The sequence below is a fragment of the Bacillus salacetis genome (assembly GCF_049177075.1).
Classification (GTDB): domain Bacteria; phylum Bacillota; class Bacilli; order Bacillales; family Bacillaceae_B; genus Rossellomorea; species Rossellomorea salacetis_A.
Map to the genome: position 1 here is coordinate 3,239,025 of NZ_CP185377.1, position 21,478 is coordinate 3,260,502.

The following is a 21,478-nucleotide window of genomic DNA, read 5'->3' on the forward strand; positions in this document are numbered from 1 at the left end:
TCTGCAGCTGTTACTCAACTTTTTATCTTTTTTCGAAAGCCTCTGCCACATCACTTAGCATATGTACATTTTACCCTTCACAAACACAAAAAAACCCCTTGCCGAAGCAAGAGGAATAATATTCAATATAGTGGTTTAACAAAGTCCCGATCGTGCCGTCGCTGTGGATCTATCGTTTTGAACCCGCTCTCGGCAGGTGGGTGCCCTGTTTCAAGTTTTATTAGTCCTCTTAGCCAGAGGCATTAACGCCGCTCGAAAACCTAGACTCCCGTAGATAGAAATGTTCGGTCAAAACTAATAGGTAAAACAACGAACACATCAGGACTTTGTTTTAAGTTGTTGTAAAAATAATATCACAATTATCCGTCAATATCAATTTATACCTGCTAGGTATTATTCACCAGTTTTCAAGCTTAAGCCCAGTTCATCCAGCTGCGCTGTATTTACGTCACTTGGAGCAGCTGTCAAGAGATCGCTTGCACTTGCTGTTTTAGGGAAGGCAATGGTATCCCTCAAGTTGGTGCGGCCCGCCAACAGCATTACCAGACGGTCAAGGCCAAGCGCGATGCCGCCATGAGGAGGTGTGCCGTATTCAAACGCTTCTAATAAGAAGCCGAATTGCTCCTGTGCTTCTTCTTTAGAGAAGCCCAGCACTTTGAACATCTTCTCCTGTACATCGCGCTCATAAATACGCAGGGAACCACCGCCTAGTTCGTAGCCATTCAAGACAAGGTCATACGCCTGGGCACGGACTTTTTCAGGCTCTGTGTCCAGCATATCCACTTCGCTTCTTACAGGCATCGTGAACGGATGATGGGCAGCATAGTATCGGCCGTCTTCCTCGTCATATTCAAGCAGCGGCCAATCTGTTACCCAAAGGAAATTGAATTTGGACTCATCGATCAAGCCTAATTCTTTTCCAAGCTTTAGTCTCAAAGCTCCAAGGGCATCTGCGACAACTGATTTTTTATCAGCTACGAATAACAGAAGGTCACCTTGCTCAGCAGCAGCGTACTCCCTAAGAACAGATTGTTCGTCAGCTGAGAAGAATTTAGAGATCGGGCCTTTCAATTCTGCTTCCTCCACCTTCATCCAGGCAAGGCCTTTTGCACCGTAGCGGCTTGTGAATTCTGTTAATCCATCAATATCCTTACGCGAGTATTTCTCTGCCCCGCCTGTAACATTGATTAACTTAACTTCTCCGCCATTTGCCACTGTGCTGGCAAATACTTTGAAGCCGGAATCCTTTACAGCTTCAGAAACATCGACTAATTCCATTGCAAACCGTGTATCAGGCTTATCGGAACCATATCGGCTCATCGCATCTTGGTACGTCATGCGTGGGAAAGCATCAGTGAACTCAAGTCCTTTAACATCCTTCATCAGGCGCTGCATCATTTTTTCAACCAGGCCGATGATTTCTTCCTGATCCATGAAGCTCATTTCAATATCGATCTGAGTAAATTCAGGCTGACGGTCAGCACGCAGATCTTCATCGCGGAAGCAGCGGGCAATTTGATAATAACGGTCAAATCCGGAAACCATCAGGAGCTGTTTGAAAATCTGAGGCGACTGCGGCAGCGCATAGAATTCACCAGGATGGACCCTGCTTGGCACCAAATAATCTCTCGCGCCTTCCGGAGTGCTCTTTGTCAGAATCGGTGTTTCAACATCAAGGAAGTCATGCTCGGTTAAGAAGTCCCGGAATGACTTGGTAACATCACTTCTCATTTGGAAAGTGTCAAGCATCGCTTTTCTTCTTAAGTCGAGGTAACGGTACTTCAAACGAAGCTCTTCAGAAACTTCTTTTCCCTCACCAATGACAAATGGAGGTGTCTTGGCTTCATTGATAATTTCCACTTCTTCGGCATGGATTTCAATCCTGCCTGTTTTCAAGTTTTCGTTAATCGTTCCTTCTTCCCTTTCAGAAACTACTCCGGTTACAGAAAGAACGAACTCATTTCTGATTTTTTCAGCCAACGCGAGTGCTTCCGGGGATGTCTCTGGATTAAAGACAATCTGCACGATCCCTTTTCTGTCACGCAAGTCGATAAAAATCAATCCGCCGAGGTCTCTTCGTTTTTGCACCCAGCCTTTCAGCGTTACTTTTTCACCGATATATTTCTCGGTAACTTCTCCACAATATACAGTCCTTCTCATATATAACTCCTCCTTAACCGCGATACTTTTTAACTTCTTCAACAAATGCTTCAAGATCCACTTGCTTCTGTTCACCGGTCTTCATATCTTTTAAGTTGATTTTGTTTTCTTTCAACTCATCTTCACCAAGGACAGCTACAAGCTTTGCATTCATTCTGTCTGCTGATTTGAACTGAGTCTTAATCTTGCGGTCAAGGTAATCTTTTTCTGCAGATAACCCCTCTTGGCGAAGCTTATGAAGCAGTTTTACGGAATAATCTTTTGCTTCTTCCCCCATTGTGACAATATAGCAGTCGAGCTCCGGCTGTACAGGAAGTTCGACACCTTCTGCATCAAGCGCTGCGAGAAGCCGTTCGATACTGAAAGCAAAACCGATTCCAGGTGTCGCCGGTCCGCCGATCATTTCAACAAGGCCATTATAACGGCCTCCGCCGCAAAGAGTGGTAATTGCACCGAACCCTTCAGCGGTGCTCATGATTTCAAAGGCAGTGTGGTTATAATAATCCAGCCCTCTCACCAAAGTTGGATCCACTTCGAAAGAAATCTCCATGTCTCCCAGGTACTGTTGGACTTTCTCAAAATACTGTTTGGATTCTTCATTCAGGAAGTCCAAAATAGATGGAGCTGTTTTCATTAATTCGTGTTCTCGGTCTTTCTTACAATCCAGTATCCTTAAAGGATTCTTTTCCAGGCGGTTCTGGCAGTCGCTGCAGAATTCACCGATTCTGGGCTGGAAGTGATTGATTAATGCTTCACGATGAGTTTTGCGGCTTTCGTTGTCCCCGAGTGTGTTAATGACAAGCTTCAACTCTTTTAACCCAAGTCTCCTGTAGATTTCCATGGCGATTGAAATAACTTCAGCATCAATCGAAGGATCTTCACTTCCCAGGGCTTCGAGACCGAACTGTACGAATTGGCGGTAACGTCCTGCCTGAGGTCTCTCATATCGGAACATCGGTCCCGTATAGTACAACTTGACCGGCTGATTTGCAGCACCGAACAATTTATTTTCAACAAAAGAGCGGACGACCGAAGCCGTTCCTTCAGGCCTCAGCGCAAGACTTCTCCCGCCCTGGTCCTCAAATACATACATCTCTTTCTGAACAATATCCGTTGTATCTCCAACACCTCGTAAAAACAGCTCACTTGATTCAAAAATCGGTGTGCGGATTTCTTCATATTGATAGTTTCTGCAGATATCAGCTGCTGTTTTTTCAACATACTGCCATTTGACGGAATCTGCCGGCAGTATATCCTGCGTACCGCGAGGAATTTGAATAGACATAATAAATCCCCTTCCCTGATAATCATTGTAATTTCAGCCCACAGTTAAAAAAAGTCAACAAAAAAAGCTCTCAATCCCTTGTATTGAAACAAGGGACGAGAGCTTTGGATTCCCGTGGTGCCACCCTAATTGAAGCATTGTCTGCTTCCACTTAGCCAGTTAACGCCTGGTACGTCCCTGCCTTGGAAATGTATTCGTTCAGCAGGAAGCCTCCGGAGTGTTCATTCACTGAACCAGTATGTAGAAATGCTTGCAGCCTCGGCATTCCCTCTCTTTACATCTGATATTCCAGCTACTATGCTCCATCAAAGGTCATTTTTGAATAGTTATTTTATTTCTATAATAATACGTATGGCTATCTAAGATGTCAAGAGGGTTTGGCAAAAATTACGAACGTTCCATTTTCTTTTTTAATTGCCGGACCCCGGCCAAGGTCAATCCAAACTCTGAAGCCAATTCAAAGCTGTCAATATTCTTCTCTCTTTCCATAAAGCTATGAAAGTTCACACCAAACAGCTGATTTTCGCCGTTTGAACTGATCATGCCTTTTTCACTCGCTCTCAAGGAATTCACCCTCTCCTGTTATGTTGTTACATATCATTTCCAATAAGGATAAAATTCTTTCATCAAAAAGGATTTTTCTTATTTACGGAGAATAATTTTATAGACTATACTGGATAAATATTCCCTTGAAAAGGTGGTGCAGATGATCAAAAAAACTCTTTACCGTTTTATCATTTTACTTTTATTGCTTGCCACACTGCCAGCATTCAATCATGATAAAGCATCAGCAGAGGAAACGACAGTCATCATCAATACAGAGACACTAAATGTCCGAAAAGGTCCCGGCCTTAGTTTCCCAGTAGTAAAGCAAGTCCATAAAGGGGAAGAGTTCAAATCCATTGCAAACGAGAAGGACTGGTATAAGGTCCAGTTGAACTCTTCCGAAACCGGATGGGTGGCGAGCTGGCTCGTGACGACCAAGGGTGCATCCGCTTCCCAATTGGCGACAGTCACCGATAACGGACTTAGAATGAGAGAAGGGGCCGGAACCAATTACCCCGTCATTGATACTCTGGCAAAGGGACAGAAAGTAAAGATTGTCGACAGTGCGGGAAGCTGGTATAAAGTTTCCGCCAACAGTAAATCCGGTTGGGTACATAAGGACTATATTGCTGGAGTAAGTGATTCACATGAGAATTCAGGAGGGGCTGGGCCAGTCAGTAATGAGGACTGGACTGGTGTATCCACGGTGAATTCATTAAACGTCCGGAGTTCAGCCAGCTTGAATGGCAGCATCCTCGGCAAATTGAATAAAGGAAACAAAGTGGCCATAACTGGCAGTGTTTCTGGATGGTACCGCATAAATTTCGGAAGCAGTGAGGGATGGATAAGCAGCCAATATATCGAGAAATCGGGTTCAACTCCTTCAACTAGCAGCATTCAAGCCGCCTATGGAAAAGTGGCCATTCATTCTCTAAATGTCCGGGATAAAGCCAGCCTGAATGGCAAGGTAGTCGGTTCGGTTAAGCAAGGGGAAGCATATGAAATCCTTGAAGAGAAGAATAATTGGTACAAGCTGGATTTGAAAGGCGGCAAAACCGGCTGGGCCGCAGGCTGGTACATCGAGAAAACAGTTGGGGAACAGGCTGAAAAACCTACTGAGAAACAGAAGGCAGGATTTGTACAAATTCTCTACAACGGGACAAACCTTAGAAGCGATGCCTCTACTGGGGCCTCAATTGTGGCAAGGGCGTCTGCCGGGGAGTCATTCGCTATCCAGGAGAAAAAAGGGGAATGGTATAAAATTTCTTTAAATTCAGGTCAATCAGCTTATGTAGCGGATTGGATTGTCACGGCATCTGATTCAGCCTCCAGTGCAGAGGCACCTTTAAAGGCGCCAAAAACAGGAGGGCTTAAAGGAAAGACCATTATCATTGATCCAGGGCATGGCGGCCATGACAGCGGGACAATCGGCTATAGAGGGACCCTTGAGAAAGAGCTGACCCTGTCCACTTCGCAAATTTTATACGATCTCCTGAGGAATGCCGGAGCGGATGTCAAGATGACCCGCAGCGATGATACATACTATTCTTTGAATACAAGGGTCGCATTAGCTCATTACCATGACAGCGATGCCTTCATCAGCATCCATTATGACAGCATTAATGATTCTTCCATTAAGGGATATACGTCTTATTACTATCATGCATACCAAAAAGAATTGTCCCAAACGATACTTGACAGTCTTGCTGGGACGCTCTCTTCCAGAAATAGAGGGCTCAAGAAAGGTGACTATTATGTAATCCGGGAAAACAGGCAGCCGGCGGTCCTCCTTGAATTGGGATATCTCAGCAACCCTTCTGAGGAAGCTTCTGTCACTACCCACAGTTTTCAGGATATGGCCGCAAGAAGTATTTATAACGGATTGAATGATTATTTCAGGTAATGAAAACAAGGGCTGAAGATGCGATGATCTTCAGCCCTTGTTCCATATTATTTGCTCTCAACAATTAATGTAACGGGACCGTCATTGGTCAGCTTCACATCCATCATGCTCCCAAAGACGCCTGTTTCAACATTAATTCCTTTTTTTCTAAGTTCTTCATTGAAATAATCATAGATTTTTTCCGCATGCGGCGGTTTGGCCGCTTCCATGAAATTAGGGCGCCTCCCTTTCCGGCAGTCACCATATAGGGTAAACTGCGAGACAGAAAGGATCTCTCCTCCTTCATCGAGCAAAGAACGGTTCATTTTCCCTTCTTCATCCTCGAACACACGGAGATTGACAATCTTATCCGCAAGCCAGTCAGCATCCTTTTCAGTATCCTCATGAGTAACCCCGACCAGCAGCACGAATCCAAATTGTATTTCTCCGGCAAGTTTGCCGTCTGCAGTTACAGAGGCTTCGCGGCTTCGTTGCAAAACTACTTTCATTTCCTCATAAACTCCTTAATTCATGATCCTTCTGACAGCATAAATATCGGAAATCTGCTTGATTCTTTCCACTACCCTGTGTAAATGAGAGATATTCTGAATGGAAATCGACATATTGATCGTCGCCATCTTATTTCGATCAGATTTTCCACTTACAGCTGAAATATTGGTTTTCGTTTCGTTGACCGCCTGAAGAACTTCATTAAGCAAACCTCTGCGGTCAAAGCCTGAAATTTCAATATCGACATTGTACTCTTTACGGTTGGTGAAGTCACTTTCCCATTCCACCGGAATCAGCCTTTGCTCCGCATTCTCTGCGGAAACATTCGTACAGTCTGAACGGTGAACGGAGACTCCCCGCCCTTTGGTGATGAAACCGATGATCTCGTCACCCGGCACCGGATTACAGCAGCGGGAAAGCCTGATCAGAAGATTATCAATTCCCGTCACCTGTACACCTGCATCCCTTTTCCGTTTTACCGGCTGGGTTGCTTTGAGTTCAGTGATCGTTTCCTGCATGGATTCTTCCTGATCGCGTTTCTTTCTCAGCTTTTCTGTCAGCCTGTTGGCGATCTGGGCAGCTGTGATACCGCTGTAGCCAACGGCAGCATACATATCCTCTTCATTCATGAAATTGAATTTCTCTGATACACGTGAGACATTTTCAGGAGTGAGGACTTCCTTAAGATCGAACTCAAGATTCTTGATTTCTTTCTCAACAAGTTCTCTTCCTTTTTCAATGTTTTCTTCACGCTGTTGTTTTTTGAAGAAGGTTTTGATTTTATTCTTTGCCTGTGATGTCTGCGCGAGCTTCAGCCAATCCTTGCTTGGGCCGTAGGAGTGTTTGGATGTGAGGATTTCAATGATATCCCCGGTATGGAGCTTATAATCAAGCGTCACCATTTTTCCGTTCACTTTCGCACCGATCGTCTTGTTTCCAATTTCCGAATGGATCCGGTAAGCGAAGTCAATCGGCACTGATCCCGCCGGCAGTTCAATAACATCACCTTTTGGGGTGAAGATAAAAACCATGTCGGAGAACAAGTCGATTTTCAAGGACTCCATAAACTCCTCAGCATTTGCAGATTCGTTTTGGAACTCAAGGATCTCCCTGAACCATGTGAGTTTCTTCTCCAATGTAGATTTTTCATCAACATTCTGGCCTTCTTTATAAGCCCAGTGAGCAGCAACCCCGTACTCAGCTATCTGGTGCATTTCGGCTGTCCTTATCTGTACTTCAAGCGGATCGCCTTTTGGACCGATTACCGTGGTGTGCAGAGATTGATACATATTCGGCTTAGGCATGGCAATATAATCCTTGAACCTTCCCGGCATCGGCTTCCAGCATGTATGGATGATACCAAGCACGGCGTAACAATCCTTGATACTGTCGACGACAATCCGGACGGCAAGCAAATCATAGATTTCATTGAACTGTTTATTCTGAAGAGCCATCTTCCTGTAGATGCTGTAGATGTGTTTCGGCCTGCCCGAAATATCTGCTTCAATCTTTACTTCACCAAGGCTGGATTTTACTTCATCTATTACTTCGTCAAGGTACTGTTCCCGTTCGGCCCGTTTCTTTTTCATCAGATTGACAATCCTGTAGTATTGCTGAGGATTCAAGTAACGGAGAGCTGTATCTTCCAGTTCCCATTTAATCTTCGAGATACCGAGGCGGTGAGCCAAAGGAGCAAATATCTCCAGGGTTTCATTGGAGATCCTGCGCTGCTTTTCACTCGGAAGATGCTTAAGGGTCCTCATGTTGTGAAGCCGGTCCGCAAGCTTGATTAAAATCACACGGATATCCTGTGCCATGGCAACAAACATTTTCCTGTGGTTCTCAGCCTGCTGCTCTTCCTGGGATTTGTACTTGATTTTACCCAGCTTGGTCACACCATCCACCAGCATTGCAACTTCTTTCCCGAAGTTAGCTTCAATCTCTTCCAGTGTAATGTTTGTATCCTCTACTACATCATGCAGGAATCCCCCAGCAACTGTAGAAGGATCCATTTCAAGATCTGCAAGGATTCCTGCTACCTGTATTGGATGTATGATATACGGCTCTCCTGATTTACGGAATTGCTCCTTATGTGCTTCCTTAGCAAATTCATAAGCCTTCTGTACCAGGGAGACATCTTCTTCCGGTAAATATTCACTTGTTCTTTTTACGACCTCTTCGGGGGTCATTACCTGATCTTTTGCCATCAGCAAAATCACCTTTACAATATATTAAATTCAATCCTGCCTGTTTAATACACCCAGTATTGGAAGGCTAAACATGCCGTTGAATCTTCATTCATAATAAAAAAGCGTATTGTATACTATTATCAAAAAAAATAGAAGATATGTAAAGCCTTCAATCTTAAAAATAGCCGTTTTTGTCGAAAAATATTTACCATTTTGAAATGGTTCCGCTTACATTTTGAGGAAAGGGCTTCTTATCAGGGTGCTCGGTCCAGAAAACAGCCTAATAAAAAAGGACTGAGTAATAAGGGGATCATCTTCCTTCTCAGTCCTTTGCTTTTAGGTTATTCAAATGGGGAATTAGAACTGCATCAATGTCATGATATCATAGCCATCAAGTTTATCACGGCCATCCAGGTAAGTCAGTTCAATAAGAAATGCTGTACCAGCAACGATTCCGCCCAGTTCTTCAACCAGTTTGATGGTTGCTTCGATTGTTCCGCCTGTAGCCAATAGATCATCCGTGATCAGGACACGCTGACCAGGTTTGATGGCATCCTTGTGAATGGTCAGGGCATCTTTGCCGTACTCCAGGCCGTAATCCATTTTGATTGTTTCACGAGGCAGTTTGCCCGGTTTGCGGACAGGCGCGAAACCGACTCCAAGTGCATAAGCGACAGGGCAGCCGATGATGAAACCCCTTGCCTCAGGTCCTACTACCAAGTCTATTTGTTTTTCTTTTGCATACTCAACAATTTGATCAGTAGCATATCTATACGCATCGCCGTTATCCATCAATGTCGTGATGTCTTTGAATTTGATGCCTTCTTTAGGCCAGTCTTCGACGATTGTCACGTATTGTTTTAAGTCCATGCTTAAAAATCCTCCTCATATGTTGCAGACCATTCCAGTCTTCTTATCAAACCATTTTTTCAGTTCTTGATAAGATGAATACAACAATTCATTCTCTAGATTATATTGTTCCTGTTTTTGTCGATAAGTAATCGATTCTTCCAAATCTCTCTTAACCTTTACAGGATTTACGGAAATTAATCCATTTTTTATTGTAACAAAATCCAGCTCAAAAAACACCTTTGACATGAATTCAATTGTTTCTTTCGACCAGCCCTTATGCTGGGCAAGCTGTCCGCCGTGTTTTCTGAGATCAAAAGTATCCCTTTTTAACAGGAAGGCATAATACCATTTAAAGTGATCACGGTTAGGGACTGTACTGAAAAAGTGGTCCTCTTCGTGGTCAAAATGAGCATATATTCGTTCAGGTTCAGTAATTTTCACCACAGTCTCAAGCCACTCTTCATGAGGAGGCAGGTCAAGGAAGACTATATTGGCCGCCGGCTCCAACAGTCCACTTGCTTCTTCGTTTGATGATATCAATACTAACTCATTATGATAAGCATCAAGAGGCAGGCGGTCGATTGTTGACTGATTGAATGCAATGATTGTCCGGTTTTGGGAAGGAACTTTATCGAACCACCTGTTAACAGGCTTGATTCCTCTCATATCAAAAAGCTGCCAATGATCTACTGCAAGATCTTTAAGAAACAACTGAGGTTTTCTGATATTGTTCCATTCATTTACCGAAAGTTCTCCTATAACTGAAACCTCTGCAAGCGGTGATATATGATCAGCAAAATCCCCCATGCCGAATCCGACACTATCCAATGTATACACATCTTTTTGCAGGGAAAGCTTTAAATGATCCTGGTTGCCGCCGATTTTCCTCATACCAGAAATCGAAACACCTTCTATCAAAAGCTTCGGCTTAGGGTTCCCCATCCCAAAAGGAGCCAGCATCTGAAGGGATTCAATTGTATCCAAGTCCACTTCCTCTAGATTGATAGCTGCATCAAGCTCAGTAAGTGGAATGAAGTCCTCTTCTGTCAATTGTTCCTCTGCAAGTGCATTTAAACGGTTCCTAAGCTCTGAAACATTTTCTAACTCCAGTGTCATCCCGGCCGCCATCGGGTGCCCTCCAAAATGAGGAAGAAGCTCACGGCATTGCGAAAGGTTTTTGAACAGGTCAAATCCAGCAATGCTTCGCGCAGACCCCTTGGCAGTCCCTTTTTCGCTGTCAAAGCTCAAAACAATGACAGGCCTGTAGAACTTTTCAACCAGTCTGGAAGCAACAATACCGACAACCCCTGAGTTCCAACCTTCTTTCCCGATGACCAAGACGGAATTATTGGATAATGGGAACTCATTATTCACCATTTCTATCGCTTCTAAAGTCATTTGATTTACAATAGCTTGTCTTTCTTTATTAATCCCATCAATTTCTTGCGCGATCGCCATTGACTCTTCCATATCACTGGATAACATCAAATCGACAGCCGGGTCCGCATCCCCCAGCCTTCCGATGGCATTGATCCTCGGTGCAATGGCAAAGCCAACAGTCTCTTCATTTATTTCATTCATTTGAGCATTAGCCGCTTTACAAAGAGCTATGATGCCTGGCCGCTTGCTGGTCCGCAGCTTTGCCAATCCCTTTTTGGCAATCGCCCTGTTCTCACCTTTTAAAGGGACAAGATCGGCAATTGTGCCAATAGCAGCCAATTCAAGCAGATGTTCAGGAAAACTTCCATACAAAGCATGAGCAAATTTAAACGCCACGCCTACACCGGCAAGATCGGGAAAAGGGTATGTACTGCCTTCCCTTTTCGGGTGAAGAATCGCTAACGCCTCAGGAAGTTCCGGGCCTGGTTCATGGTGATCTGTAATGATCAAATCAACTCCCAGCTCCTTGGCCAGCTGCGCTTCTTTCAAGGCAGCGATCCCGGTATCCACTGTAATGATCAGAGAAAATCCTTCTTCCGCTGCCCAACGGAAAGCGTTCTCGTTCGGTCCATATCCTTCCGTGAAGCGGTTTGGAATATAAAAGTGCGCTTCTGCACCAAGGTCCAGCAGTGTCTGCATCATTACAGAAGTCGAGCTGACACCGTCAGCATCATAATCTCCGAAAATCAAGATTGCTTCACCATACTCAATGGCCTTTTTCACCCGCTGCACTGCCTTGTCCATATCCATCATCAAATATGGGTCATGAAAAGGATGTTCCTCTCCGTACAAAAAGGCCTTTGCTTGTTCTATATCATGGATTCCCCTGTTTGCCAGCAATTTGCCGACAATGGGAGGTAATTTCAACTCTTCCTGCAATCTAGTACTATTCATTTCACCATGGTCTTTGACTAACCAGCGTGATTTTGATTTTAACATACGTTCACCCCTCAGCCTTTCCTATTATACAAAATGGTGTCAGGCCTTTCAATCAGAGAAACATGGAAAGTCGGGGAAGATACAGCCTGAAGAGAAAGGATGCTCTTATCCTTTAAACCGGCTTTATTAGACTTTAATTTCCCCTGTTCCAATCTAGAGTCCTTTAAACCTGCTTTATTAGACTCTAATTTCCCCTGTTCCAATCTAGAGTCCTTTAAACCCGCTTTATTAGACTCTAATTTTCCCTGTTCCAATCTAGAGTCCTTTAAACCCGCTTTATTAGACTTTAATTTTCCCTGTTCCAATCTAGAGTCCTTTAATCCTCCTTTATAAGACTCTAATTTCCCCTGTTCCAATCTAGAGTCCTTTAATCCTCCTTTATTAGACTCTAATTTCCCCTGTTCCAATCTAGAGCCCTTTAAACAAGCAACGGATCATTTATTCAAACAAAACAAAGACGCCCCTGATAAGGAGCGTCGATGATTGGATCAAATTTAAATACCTGTCTGTTTTTCCCCTTGTGTTTGCTCATCTACTGGAAATTCATTTTCAGTGTTGTCAACGGCGATTGTTTCTCTCTCTTCTGCCTCTTTTTTCAGCCGTTCATTTTCCTTCTGCAAGGATTTGACCTTCCTCTGTACAACGAACAAACGGAACAAACCGACGGAGCCGACAATCAGCCCGCCCATAAGGACCGAACCAATAATCACCAGAATCAGCGGCCATTCAGATTCCCCAAATAAATAATTCACCTTTACAGGATCGACGTTGATAACTGCAAAGATAGCCACAACCAGGGCAAAAATAAGTCCTAAAATCAAATTCCATTGAAATTTCATTGCCTTCCCTCCCTCACGTTAATTCTACTCTATCTCCTTCATCATCTTCATCTGCGTTAAATGGATTGATGTGGATGAAAACATCTTGTACGTCAGGGTTTTGCAGCAGCTTCTTCTTTACTTTCTTTCCTACCCTATGGCCCTCTTCAACTGTTATATGAGGATCCACACTGATCTTTAAATCCACAATAAGATAATGTCCATGTTCTCTTGCATGCAGCTCGTTTATTGCCAGTACACCGTCAACCTCTCTCACAGCTTGTCTCAACTCTTCCGTATCTTCATCGTGAAGCACGTGATCAAGAGTATTATGAATGGATTCTGATCCAAGTTTCCAGGCCATTCTCAATACTAGAAGCGAGACAAAAACCCCGGCAACCGGGTCTCCGTATTCGAGCCACCCGATATCCAGAACTCCCCCCAGCATGGCTGCACCGATGCCGATCAGCGCTGCTATCGAGGAATAGACATCCGAACGATGCTCATAGGCATTCACAATGAGAGCATCACTTTTCAACTTTTTACCCAATCTATACTTATACTGAAACATGGCCTCTTTGACTACTATACCAAAGATAACTGCATAGATGGCGATGGCTGTCGGTGGACTGATGGGATGAAAGAAGGATTCAATGGATGATTTACCAATTTCAATACCGACCAGAAATAGTAAAACAGCTACGATGATGGCCGCAATGGATTCTGCCTTTCCATGCCCGTATGGATGATCTTCATCAGGCGGCTGTTTGGCTGCGCGCAGTCCTATGTATACAGCAAGAGAACCTGCGACATCTGAGGCTGAATGAACCGCATCGGCAATCAGGGCTTTACTGTTTCCTGCAATACCTGCCCACCATTTAATGCCTGCCAGCACAATGTTCCCGACCACACCGACCATGGCAGCAAATTCTGCTTTTTTAAAACGATCATCTGTACTCAAAGTTGTCCCTCCCTTATTCCATTTTATTGTAACCCAATCACCCCTGAACTATCTCCTAAAACGCTTAAAAGGACGAGGATACAAGCAGATTCTGCCTGTAAACCCGTCCTTTTGAAATGAGATTATACTTGTGGTTCGTCGGAAAATTTCTTTTTCTCTTTGAATGTAATGATTGTTCCTTTTTTCTTAAGTTCTCTTTTCTTCATTACAAGCCATAATTGGGATGCAATGAATACAGAAGAGTAAGTACCTGAAATAAGACCAACCAGCAAAGCGATGGAGAAGTTCGTAATTGTTTCACTTCCGAAAATCATCAATGCTACAACGGTAAACACTACCGTAATAACAGTGCTGACTGAACGTGTAAGTGTCTGACGCAAACTTTTGTTCACGACTTCTTCAATATCTTCAACTGTTTTCAGTCGGCGTTTCTTCTGGAGATTTTCCCGCAGCCTGTCAAAGGTTACGATAGTATCATTGATTGAATAGCCGACAATAGTAAGAACTGCGGCAATGAAAGTCAAATCTACTTCCAGGCGCGTCAAGCTGAAGAACGCAATGATGAAGAATGCATCATGCATAAGGGCAGCAATGGCCCCTATCGCCATGTAAATCTCAAAACGAAGGGTTACATAGATGATGATACCAATCGATGCAATTGCGACCGCAATCATCGCATTCTTCGCCAGCTCTTTACCTATGATAGGTGACACTGTACTTATATTCGGCTCTGCACCATAAACTTCGCTAAAGTGGTTTTTTAATTCGGCTATCTCATCCATATTAAGGACGTCGGTATATCGGACAACCCCAATTTCGTTATTATCACCGGAAATAACTATCTCATCGGATGGATATCCAACTTCCTCAAGTTCTTCAGTCAGACTTTCCGCAGTCAGTCCATCGTTTGATAGTATCTCCATCCTTGTACCCTGCGCGAAATCGATACCCAGGTTCAAACGGAAGATGGCAAGGATTATTAGACCTGCTGCAATCAAAATGCCTGATATCGCAAAGAATTTATTGCGCTGTTTTGCAAAATCGAACTTGTCATATGCTGTTGGCAAGTCTAGAGTATCATAATTATCGGCAATGTCTTTCACATCTTTAGGATTCACACCAAGCCAGGAAGGCTTCTTATTGAATGCACGGCTGTTCACCCATAGCCCCAGCAGCAGTCGGGAGCCCCATACAGCTGTAAGGAAGCTGGCAAGGATGCTGACAATCAACATCGTCGCAAACCCTTTAACAGAGCTTGTCCCGAAGTAGAAAAGGACTGCACCCGCAAGAATGGTTGTTACGTTGGCATCCAGAATCGTCATGAAGGAAGACTTATTTCCTGCCTGGAATGCGGCACGTACACTTTTACCGACTTTGAGTTCCTCCTTGATCCTTTCATAGGTGATGATATTGGCATCGACGGCCATACCGACTCCAAGAATCAAGGCGGCTATTCCCGGAAGTGTCAGCACTCCGTTCATCATGTCAAATATCCATAGGATCAAATAAATATAGACAGACAGGGTTATTATGGCGATGAAGCCAGGGAAACGATAGAAAATCAGCATGAACAAGAATACAATGGCAATTCCGATGATTCCCGCAGTAACGGTTTTATCCATCGCCTGTTCACCGAACTTGGCGCCGACTGATGTGGAGTAGACTTCATCCAATTTTACAGGGAGCGCACCTGCATTCAGTAATGAAGCCAGGTTCTGGGCTTCCTCTACTGTAAAATCCCCAAAGATCTGTACTTCATTGGAGTTGATGGGATCATCAACTTTTGGGTCTGATAAAAATTTCGGATTTTCTTTAGCTGCTTCTGCCTCATAAGAATCTACACCTTCTTCGAAATCAAGCCAGATGACTAACTTGTTTTCAGGAAAAGGTTTTTGTGAAAGCTCTTTTGTCAATTCATAGAACTTTTCACGGTCTTTCAGTTCCAGAGATACAATCGGGTTGTTATTTTGACCGAACGCTTGCTTGGCTCCACCTGAAACGAGGTCAGCACCATCCAGCCTCACTTCATCATTGATATCCCTGAACGACAAATTGGCCTGCGTGGACAAGATTTCCCTGGCTTCGTTCTGATCTTCAACTCCCGCGAGCTGAACACGGATACGATTGCCGTCTTCAATCTGGATATTCGGTTCGCTTACACCCAGTACGTTGATCCTTTTATCCAACGCATCTGCCGTGTTTGCGACCGTTTCACTGGTGATTTCTTCTCCATCTTTTAAAGGTTCGACCTGATACAGAACTTCAAATCCCCCCTGCAAGTCCAAACCTAGCTTGATGTCTTTCAGAATATTGCTCGTTGTGCCTCCAATTAAGCCTCCCAATAGAAGTACGATTAAGAAGAAGGCAACAATCCGACTACGTTTTACCATTATGTATGAGTCCTCCTTGCATATGTCCAGGGCAGTGCCCCTCAATATTTAGTTTTTAGGCCGTAAACTGCACCTGAATTGTACCAATATTCCTATTATGAATTAGATGTAATTGACTGTCAATTCAATATATTACCAATTCTATTTGGGGTTTTTACCGGATTTCAACAGTTCTTTTAACTCGTCTTCATTCAAATCCGTGAACCAATTTGGAGACCGGTATGCCTCTACCGTTTCAAAACTCATATATTCCCCCGGTTTGACACTTAAGATGTCACTTACCAATTCAAATACCCGGATGCCCTCCTTCGGTTTCTTCCATTTCTTCTTCAACAGGTATGTCCATAAGCTTTCAACAGTTGCTTTTCCATATCCAAGTACTTCAAACTCTTCCACTTTGCTAATTAGTGCAGGCTCTACATCTTCAAAAAAATTAGTGTACGGATGTTTCAAAACGTTCATATTTGTCCCCCGCTCCATTTCTAATTGCCAACAACTTGTCATGCTTTGTCCATCCTGGTGCATATAGATAATTGTATACGATATTACGATTTTTGAGAAGGCAGGGAATACGATGTCTAAATTTTTGAAAGGCACTATGATTTTGATGGGAGCTGCCTTGATTACCAGGATTCTCGGATTCATCAACAGGATTGTCGTAGCGCGGTTCATCGGTGAAGAGGGTGTTGGCCTTTTCATGATGGCTTACCCTACCCTGGTCCTTGTCATCACCATTACTCAAATGGGGCTTCCTGTAGCGATTTCTAAAAGCGTGGCGGAGGCGGAAGTACAGGGAGATATAAAGAAAGTAAAGAAAATCCTGGCTGTTTCATTGGCCATTACTGTCTCTCTTTCCTTAATCTTTACACCAGCATTGATTTTGCTTGCTCCATATTTATCAGAAACCCTTTTCACCGACAGCCGGACGTACTACCCATTAGTCGCCATTGCACCAATCATCCCAATTGTTGCTGTCTCATCGGTGATCAGGGGCTATTTCCAGGGACGGCAGAATATGAAACCTGCTGCCATTTCCCAAGTCATCGAACAGGTTGTGCGCATTTCTCTGATAGCGGTCATGACGAAAACGTTTCTCCCGTATGGAATTGAATACGCTGCAGCAGCAGCCATGGTTGCATCAGTGTTAGGAGAATTAGCTTCTCTTCTTTATATGTTTACATCCTTTAAACTAAAGAAAAAATTCAAGGTAAGACGAAATTTCTTCCATGCCGTCAAGTCTGGCCGCTCCACTTTAAACGAGTTAATGAGTGTTGCTCTGCCGACGACAGGAAGCCGATTGATAGGTTCCATTTCCTGGTTCTTCGAGCCAATTGTCGTCGCCCACAGCCTTGCTTTGGCAGGTGTGGCAACTTCCCTTGCCACTAAACAATATGGTTCCCTGACAGGCTTTGCTCTTCCTTTATTATTCCTGCCGTCCTTTATTACGGTCTCCCTTTCCACTTCCCTGGTGCCGGCAGTAAGTGAGGCCAATAAACAAAAGAATTTTCTGTTGATTGAACACCGGCTGACACAAGCCCTGAGATTCTGCCTTATCACCGGCGGGATTGCCGTAGTCCTGCTGTTTGTGTTTGCAGAGCCATTAATGACCGTGATGTACGGCAGTAACAGCGGCGCCGGATTTGTGATGATCATGGCCCCATTCTTCCTTTTCTATTACTATCAAGGTCCTCTCCAGGCAGTACTTCAAGCACTGGACCTTGCAAGGGCCGCTATGATCAACAGCCTTATTGGCGCCATTGTGAAAACGGCCATCATCTTTATACTAGCTTCACAGCCTGCCTTCGGAATCAATGGGGCTGCACTTGGAATCGTCACTGGCATGATGCTTGTCACGATGCTTCATTTTGCCACCATCCTAAAAACCGTGCCAATGACAATCTATATAAGAGATTATTTAAAATTTGCGATTGTCATGGCAATTTCAGGATTGAGCGGTCATTATATGTATATGAGTGTGCTGGATCACCTGCCGATGGGCATGCGGCTTTTGGCCGGTATTTTAGTGACATCCATTCTTTATGTAGTCCTGTCCATAATCCTCAAATTAATCCGTAAGGACGATTTTAAAAGGATCCCCTTTTTTGGAAAGCTGGTACTTAACTAGAAAAGCCATCTCCTGTGTACCGCAGGAAATGGCTTTTTTATTCATCTCGCAAATCAACATAGAATTGACCATTCTGAAAACTGCAAAATGAGATTTTCTCCAGGTTCTGAAAATTTTTCTCCCGCAGCCTTTTCCTCAGCCAGAACTCATTTTTTCCGATCATTTCAAGGTGCTGCTGTTGAATGATTCCGTCGAGAATCAACGGAAGAGTCAAAGACCCCTCTCCCTTATTGTCTTCTTTTTTAACTACAGATAATGTCCCTGAAGGCTCAAGAATTGCAAATTCAACATCCGCAACATTGCTGACATCTTTCTCTCTGAGCTGCAGCAGCAAATCATCAAAGTTATATCTCTGCCGCTTCATTGCCTTTTCATCTATTTTCCCATGACTGATCAGAACAATTGGTTTTCCATCTACAATCTCCCTGAATTTTTTACTTTTCAAGGATAGAAAAGCTGTTCCTATCTGTATCAGCATAAGTACTCCCATGGGCAGCAGGGTATTGACCAATTGACTATTCGGTTCTTCAATCGCAAGCACAGCCATTTCTGCAATCATGATAAATACAACGAGGTCCAACAGGCTTAATTCACCGATTTCCCGTTTCCCCATCACCCGAAAAATAAATAATATAACGGCATATAAAAAAATAGTACGAATAACTATTATGAGATACTCCACGTCCCTCTCCTCCTGTCAGGTACGTTTGCACAATTTATTATGCTCTTGGAAAATGGAAAGATAAGAGGAAAGTTTTACTATAACCCGCATGAGTACTTCACGACAGGCATCCTGTTCCTAAATAGCGAGGACCGACGGGACCAAAAAATAACCAGCATCATTAGCTCGTACCATAAGGGAACAATTTTCCCTTATAGAAGAAATGTCGGGGAAAATAGGTCAAATAAGGGAATAATTTTCCGCTATTTACTTAAAAACCATGAAAATTTGGTTTCTGAGCATGCTTAAGGGAAAATCCTTCCCTAATTTACCTCTCCTTCGCTGAATTATGCAGTTTAACGGAATAATTTTCCCTTATTTTAAGTACCCTTCCTTTTCCCTTTGTGACTTTCTCAATTAATGGATTTATTATGTGACTTTTACTACGAATTCATAGTAAAAAAGCAGTCCGTTTGGCACTGCTTTTTCTAGTTTTGCACCCCAAAACTGAACTACTTACATTAGGATGGCTTTTTCCAATTCTGCAACATGTTCAAGAGCCTAAGAAAGGCACAATATATTTGAAGTAGACATAGACCGTGCATACCGCAAGTGAAATCAAGGTGATGGGCACACCCACCAGCAGATACTGATAAAATTTAATCTGTACATTTTCCTTTGCTGCAAGACCGACAATGACAAGGTTTGAGGATGAACCAAGCAGGGTTCCGTTGCCTCCAAGGCAAGCCCCCAGCGCCAAGGACCACCATAAAGGATCCATATTGACCATACCGAATTCCTGAAACTCCTGGATGACTGGTATCATTGCTGCAACAAAAGGAATATTATCAACCACCGCAGACAGCAGTCCGGTTCCCCATAAGATGACAAAGGCCGTGGTTTTCATATCTCCTTCTGTCAGCTTGATGATCTCCCTTGCCGCTTCATCAATGAATCCGGCCTCTTCTATACCGCCCACGAGTAAAAAGAGGCCGATGAAGAAGAATAACGTTCCCCATTCCACTTCTCTTAATATTTCTTCAGGATCATATACCTTCTCAAGCAGGAGCATGATCAGTACCGCCCCGGCCAATGCAACGGACGTAACATCAAGATGAAGAACCGGATGTAAAGAGAATCCCAAGAGCACAAGCCCAAGCACACTTATGGAAGCAGCGAGCCCATTATTTTTCTTCAGATATCTTTTAGCATCGATTCCCTTCAACAATAGTTTCTTATCTTCCTTTACAATCAATATCTCTTTATACAGAAGGCTGATGATGATGATTGTAACCAGCAGGATGAGGGCTGATACCGGAAGGAGATTTTGCAGGAAGGCATTAAAAGTAAAATGCTTTACCGCCTGTCCGATCATCATATTCGGTGGATCTCCAATCAATGTAGCAGTTCCGCCGATGTTGCAGGCCAGAATCATCATGACTAAAAAAGGCAGCGGCGGCAGGTCCAGCACCTTTGTCAAAGTGAAAAGGATCGGTACCAGAAGCATCGCAATGGTCACATTGGCTAAAAAAGCAGACCCCACTGCGGAAAGAAGTGAAAAGACAACAAGAAGTGCCAATCCATTTCCATTGACTGCCTGGGCAAGCCTGATGGCGAGGAATTCAAAGAATCCTGTCTTGCTGGTGACAGTGACAATCAGCATCATTGAAAACAGGAGTGTGATGGTTTTCCAGTCTATATAAGTAAATAAGGCCTTTTCGATTGAGAAGGCTCCGATTAACAGCATGGCGACTCCACCGCCCATGCTGGCCAGGACCCTGTTCCACTTCTCTGTAATCAATAAAAGATAAACGGCTGTGAATACCGCCAATATGATAAAGGGTGACATACATCCCTCTCCTTTAATGTCCTATGTATATTTAACGAAAGATTGTCCAGCTTGTCTGCTTCTATCATTGTATGAGGCTTGGCCGGTAAAAATTATAGTCTATTTTTTTCTTTCGTGAATATGCTTGTACTAGGAAAAGCTTGCTATTTTCATGTGTGAACAGAAAGGAGAGGGAGACCATAGAAGCAAAAAAAATGGGAAGTGCGATTTTGTATGGTACAGGGACCATTTTGGTCATTGCGATTGCAGCAAGTTTAATATTTGCTCTTATGCTGCGTTTCACAAGTCTTGAAGAAAGCTCAATCAGCCTGGCGGTGACAGTCATTTCGTTCTTGGCACTATTTATCGGCGGTTTCATGTCGGGTGGAAAGGGGAAAGAAAAAGGACTGGTTCTCGGGGGACTTACCGGATTACTATTTTCAATTGGGGTATTTTTATTTCAGTATTTAGGGTACGACTCCCTATTTTCAATGAAACAGGTTGTTTATCATGCCTGCTTCATCGTCACCTGCATGATGGGCGGCATCCTCGGTGTTAATGTCAGCGGTGGAAAGTCTTCATAAATAATGAAAAGCCCCGCATTCATCGATGCGGGGCTTTTACAATTATGCTTTGATTACTTCACGGACAGCGTTTCTGTCGTATGTAAGACGGCTTCCATCTCCGCATTTCACGACGATTGTACCTTCTTCGATTGCGTCGATGAAACCATGCAGCCCGCCGATTGTAACGATTTTGTCACCTTTTTGCAGTTCGTTTTGCATATTCTGGACCGCTTTCTGGCGTTTTTGCTGAGGGCGGATCAGCAAGAAATAGAAAAGTACGAACATCAGCAATAAAGGTATTAATGTAGCAAAAGTATCCATTCTCT

At 43.6% G+C, this 21,478-nt stretch carries 18 protein-coding genes, 1 other RNA gene and 1 other annotated feature; of the genes, 3 read left to right on the top strand and 16 right to left on the bottom strand.

What is annotated here, in order from left to right:
* Window positions 1-139: 139 nt before the first annotated feature.
* From ssrS to ACOJQI_RS17050, 4 genes are all read right to left on the bottom strand, one after another.
* Window positions 140-328, bottom strand: a non-coding RNA gene (ssrS, locus tag ACOJQI_RS17035) — 6S RNA.
* Between the two features lie 65 nt (window positions 329-393).
* Window positions 394-2,160, bottom strand: a complete 1,767-nt coding sequence (gene aspS, locus ACOJQI_RS17040) for an aspartate--tRNA ligase (protein ID WP_421380089.1) — start codon at window positions 2,158-2,160, stop codon at window positions 394-396.
* A gap of 13 nt (window positions 2,161-2,173) precedes the next feature.
* On the bottom strand, window positions 2,174-3,445 hold the full coding sequence (gene hisS, locus ACOJQI_RS17045; protein WP_421380091.1) for a histidine--tRNA ligase: 1,272 nt from the start codon (window positions 3,443-3,445) through the stop codon (window positions 2,174-2,176).
* Window positions 3,446-3,533: 88 nt separating this feature from the next.
* Window positions 3,534-3,763: a binding site (T-box leader), on the bottom strand.
* Between the two features lie 69 nt (window positions 3,764-3,832).
* Window positions 3,833-4,018 (bottom strand): RNA polymerase subunit sigma-70, encoded by a 186-nt coding sequence (locus ACOJQI_RS17050; protein WP_421380094.1) that lies wholly within the window; start codon window positions 4,016-4,018, stop codon window positions 3,833-3,835.
* Window positions 4,019-4,151: 133 nt separating this feature from the next.
* On the opposite strand from ACOJQI_RS17050, the gene ACOJQI_RS17055 reads away from it, so the two are divergent.
* A complete protein-coding gene (locus ACOJQI_RS17055; RefSeq protein WP_421380096.1) occupies window positions 4,152-5,894 on the top strand; it encodes an SH3 domain-containing protein in 1,743 nt (580 codons plus the stop codon).
* Window positions 5,895-5,941: 47 nt separating this feature from the next.
* Here the strand turns inward: ACOJQI_RS17055 and dtd are convergent, their stop codons facing one another.
* From dtd to ACOJQI_RS17100, 9 genes are all read right to left on the bottom strand, one after another.
* Complete coding sequence (dtd, locus tag ACOJQI_RS17060; protein WP_421380098.1) at window positions 5,942-6,382, bottom strand: D-aminoacyl-tRNA deacylase; 441 nt, start codon at window positions 6,380-6,382, stop codon at window positions 5,942-5,944.
* A gap of 15 nt (window positions 6,383-6,397) precedes the next feature.
* Complete coding sequence (locus ACOJQI_RS17065; protein ID WP_421380101.1) at window positions 6,398-8,590, bottom strand: RelA/SpoT family protein; 2,193 nt, start codon at window positions 8,588-8,590, stop codon at window positions 6,398-6,400.
* Between the two features lie 339 nt (window positions 8,591-8,929).
* The gene (locus ACOJQI_RS17070; protein WP_421380103.1) at window positions 8,930-9,442 is read right to left on the bottom strand and encodes an adenine phosphoribosyltransferase; all 513 of its coding nucleotides are present in this window, start codon (window positions 9,440-9,442) and stop codon (window positions 8,930-8,932) included.
* A gap of 15 nt (window positions 9,443-9,457) precedes the next feature.
* Window positions 9,458-11,803 carry a single-stranded-DNA-specific exonuclease RecJ gene (gene recJ, locus ACOJQI_RS17075; protein WP_421380105.1) on the bottom strand — a complete coding sequence of 782 codons (2,346 nt, stop codon included), beginning with the start codon at window positions 11,801-11,803 and terminating at the stop codon, window positions 9,458-9,460.
* A gap of 11 nt (window positions 11,804-11,814) precedes the next feature.
* On the bottom strand, window positions 11,815-12,210 hold the full coding sequence (locus ACOJQI_RS17080; RefSeq protein WP_421380108.1) for a hypothetical protein: 396 nt from the start codon (window positions 12,208-12,210) through the stop codon (window positions 11,815-11,817).
* An 87-nt stretch (window positions 12,211-12,297) separates the two neighbouring features.
* Entirely contained in the window at window positions 12,298-12,642 is a 345-nt protein-coding gene (locus ACOJQI_RS17085; protein WP_421380110.1) for a LapA family protein, read from the bottom strand.
* A gap of 13 nt (window positions 12,643-12,655) precedes the next feature.
* Window positions 12,656-13,582 (bottom strand): cation diffusion facilitator family transporter, encoded by a 927-nt coding sequence (locus ACOJQI_RS17090; RefSeq protein ID WP_421380112.1) that lies wholly within the window; start codon window positions 13,580-13,582, stop codon window positions 12,656-12,658.
* Window positions 13,583-13,704: 122 nt separating this feature from the next.
* Window positions 13,705-15,972, bottom strand: a complete 2,268-nt coding sequence (secDF, locus tag ACOJQI_RS17095) for a protein translocase subunit SecDF (protein WP_421380116.1) — start codon at window positions 15,970-15,972, stop codon at window positions 13,705-13,707.
* A 141-nt stretch (window positions 15,973-16,113) separates the two neighbouring features.
* The gene (locus ACOJQI_RS17100; RefSeq protein ID WP_421380118.1) at window positions 16,114-16,434 is read right to left on the bottom strand and encodes a post-transcriptional regulator; all 321 of its coding nucleotides are present in this window, start codon (window positions 16,432-16,434) and stop codon (window positions 16,114-16,116) included.
* Window positions 16,435-16,546: 112 nt separating this feature from the next.
* Between ACOJQI_RS17100 and spoVB the strand changes: the two genes are divergently transcribed.
* Window positions 16,547-18,097: a stage V sporulation protein B gene (gene spoVB, locus ACOJQI_RS17105; protein WP_421380120.1), complete on the top strand. Its 1,551-nt coding sequence runs from the start codon at window positions 16,547-16,549 to the stop codon at window positions 18,095-18,097.
* A gap of 37 nt (window positions 18,098-18,134) precedes the next feature.
* Here the strand turns inward: spoVB and ACOJQI_RS17110 are convergent, their stop codons facing one another.
* Window positions 18,135-18,779 carry a DUF421 domain-containing protein gene (locus tag ACOJQI_RS17110; RefSeq protein WP_421380122.1) on the bottom strand — a complete coding sequence of 215 codons (645 nt, stop codon included), beginning with the start codon at window positions 18,777-18,779 and terminating at the stop codon, window positions 18,135-18,137.
* A gap of 532 nt (window positions 18,780-19,311) precedes the next feature.
* The gene (locus ACOJQI_RS17115; RefSeq protein ID WP_421380124.1) at window positions 19,312-20,607 is read right to left on the bottom strand and encodes an ArsB/NhaD family transporter; all 1,296 of its coding nucleotides are present in this window, start codon (window positions 20,605-20,607) and stop codon (window positions 19,312-19,314) included.
* Between the two features lie 194 nt (window positions 20,608-20,801).
* On the opposite strand from ACOJQI_RS17115, the gene ACOJQI_RS17120 reads away from it, so the two are divergent.
* On the top strand, window positions 20,802-21,170 hold the full coding sequence (locus ACOJQI_RS17120; protein ID WP_421380126.1) for a TIGR04086 family membrane protein: 369 nt from the start codon (window positions 20,802-20,804) through the stop codon (window positions 21,168-21,170).
* 42 nt (window positions 21,171-21,212) lie between these two features.
* Here the strand turns inward: ACOJQI_RS17120 and yajC are convergent, their stop codons facing one another.
* Window positions 21,213-21,473 (bottom strand): preprotein translocase subunit YajC, encoded by a 261-nt coding sequence (yajC, locus tag ACOJQI_RS17125; RefSeq protein ID WP_421380128.1) that lies wholly within the window; start codon window positions 21,471-21,473, stop codon window positions 21,213-21,215.
* Between the last annotated feature and the right edge of the window lie 5 nt (window positions 21,474-21,478).

Excerpts from the sequence above, each read along its gene's own strand:
- ACOJQI_RS17055 (WP_421380096.1), top strand. The coding sequence starts at position 4,152 with ATGATCAAAAAAACTCTTTACCGTTTTATCATTTTACTTTTATTGCTT.
- ACOJQI_RS17085 (WP_421380110.1), bottom strand. The coding sequence starts at position 12,642 with ATGAAATTTCAATGGAATTTGATTTTAGGACTTATTTTTGCCCTGGTT.
- dtd (WP_421380098.1), bottom strand. The coding sequence starts at position 6,382 with ATGAAAGTAGTTTTGCAACGAAGCCGCGAAGCCTCTGTAACTGCAGAC.
- ACOJQI_RS17100 (WP_421380118.1), bottom strand. The coding sequence starts at position 16,434 with ATGAACGTTTTGAAACATCCGTACACTAATTTTTTTGAAGATGTAGAG.
- aspS (WP_421380089.1), bottom strand. The coding sequence starts at position 2,160 with ATGAGAAGGACTGTATATTGTGGAGAAGTTACCGAGAAATATATCGGT.
- ACOJQI_RS17115 (WP_421380124.1), bottom strand. The coding sequence starts at position 20,607 with ATGTCACCCTTTATCATATTGGCGGTATTCACAGCCGTTTATCTTTTA.
- secDF (WP_421380116.1), bottom strand. The coding sequence starts at position 15,972 with ATGGTAAAACGTAGTCGGATTGTTGCCTTCTTCTTAATCGTACTTCTA.
- ACOJQI_RS17120 (WP_421380126.1), top strand. The coding sequence starts at position 20,802 with ATGGGAAGTGCGATTTTGTATGGTACAGGGACCATTTTGGTCATTGCG.
- ACOJQI_RS17065 (WP_421380101.1), bottom strand. The coding sequence starts at position 8,590 with ATGGCAAAAGATCAGGTAATGACCCCCGAAGAGGTCGTAAAAAGAACA.
- spoVB (WP_421380120.1), top strand. The coding sequence starts at position 16,547 with ATGTCTAAATTTTTGAAAGGCACTATGATTTTGATGGGAGCTGCCTTG.
- hisS (WP_421380091.1), bottom strand. The coding sequence starts at position 3,445 with ATGTCTATTCAAATTCCTCGCGGTACGCAGGATATACTGCCGGCAGAT.
- ACOJQI_RS17070 (WP_421380103.1), bottom strand. The coding sequence starts at position 9,442 with ATGGACTTAAAACAATACGTGACAATCGTCGAAGACTGGCCTAAAGAA.
- recJ (WP_421380105.1), bottom strand. The coding sequence starts at position 11,803 with ATGTTAAAATCAAAATCACGCTGGTTAGTCAAAGACCATGGTGAAATG.
- yajC (WP_421380128.1), bottom strand. The coding sequence starts at position 21,473 with ATGGATACTTTTGCTACATTAATACCTTTATTGCTGATGTTCGTACTT.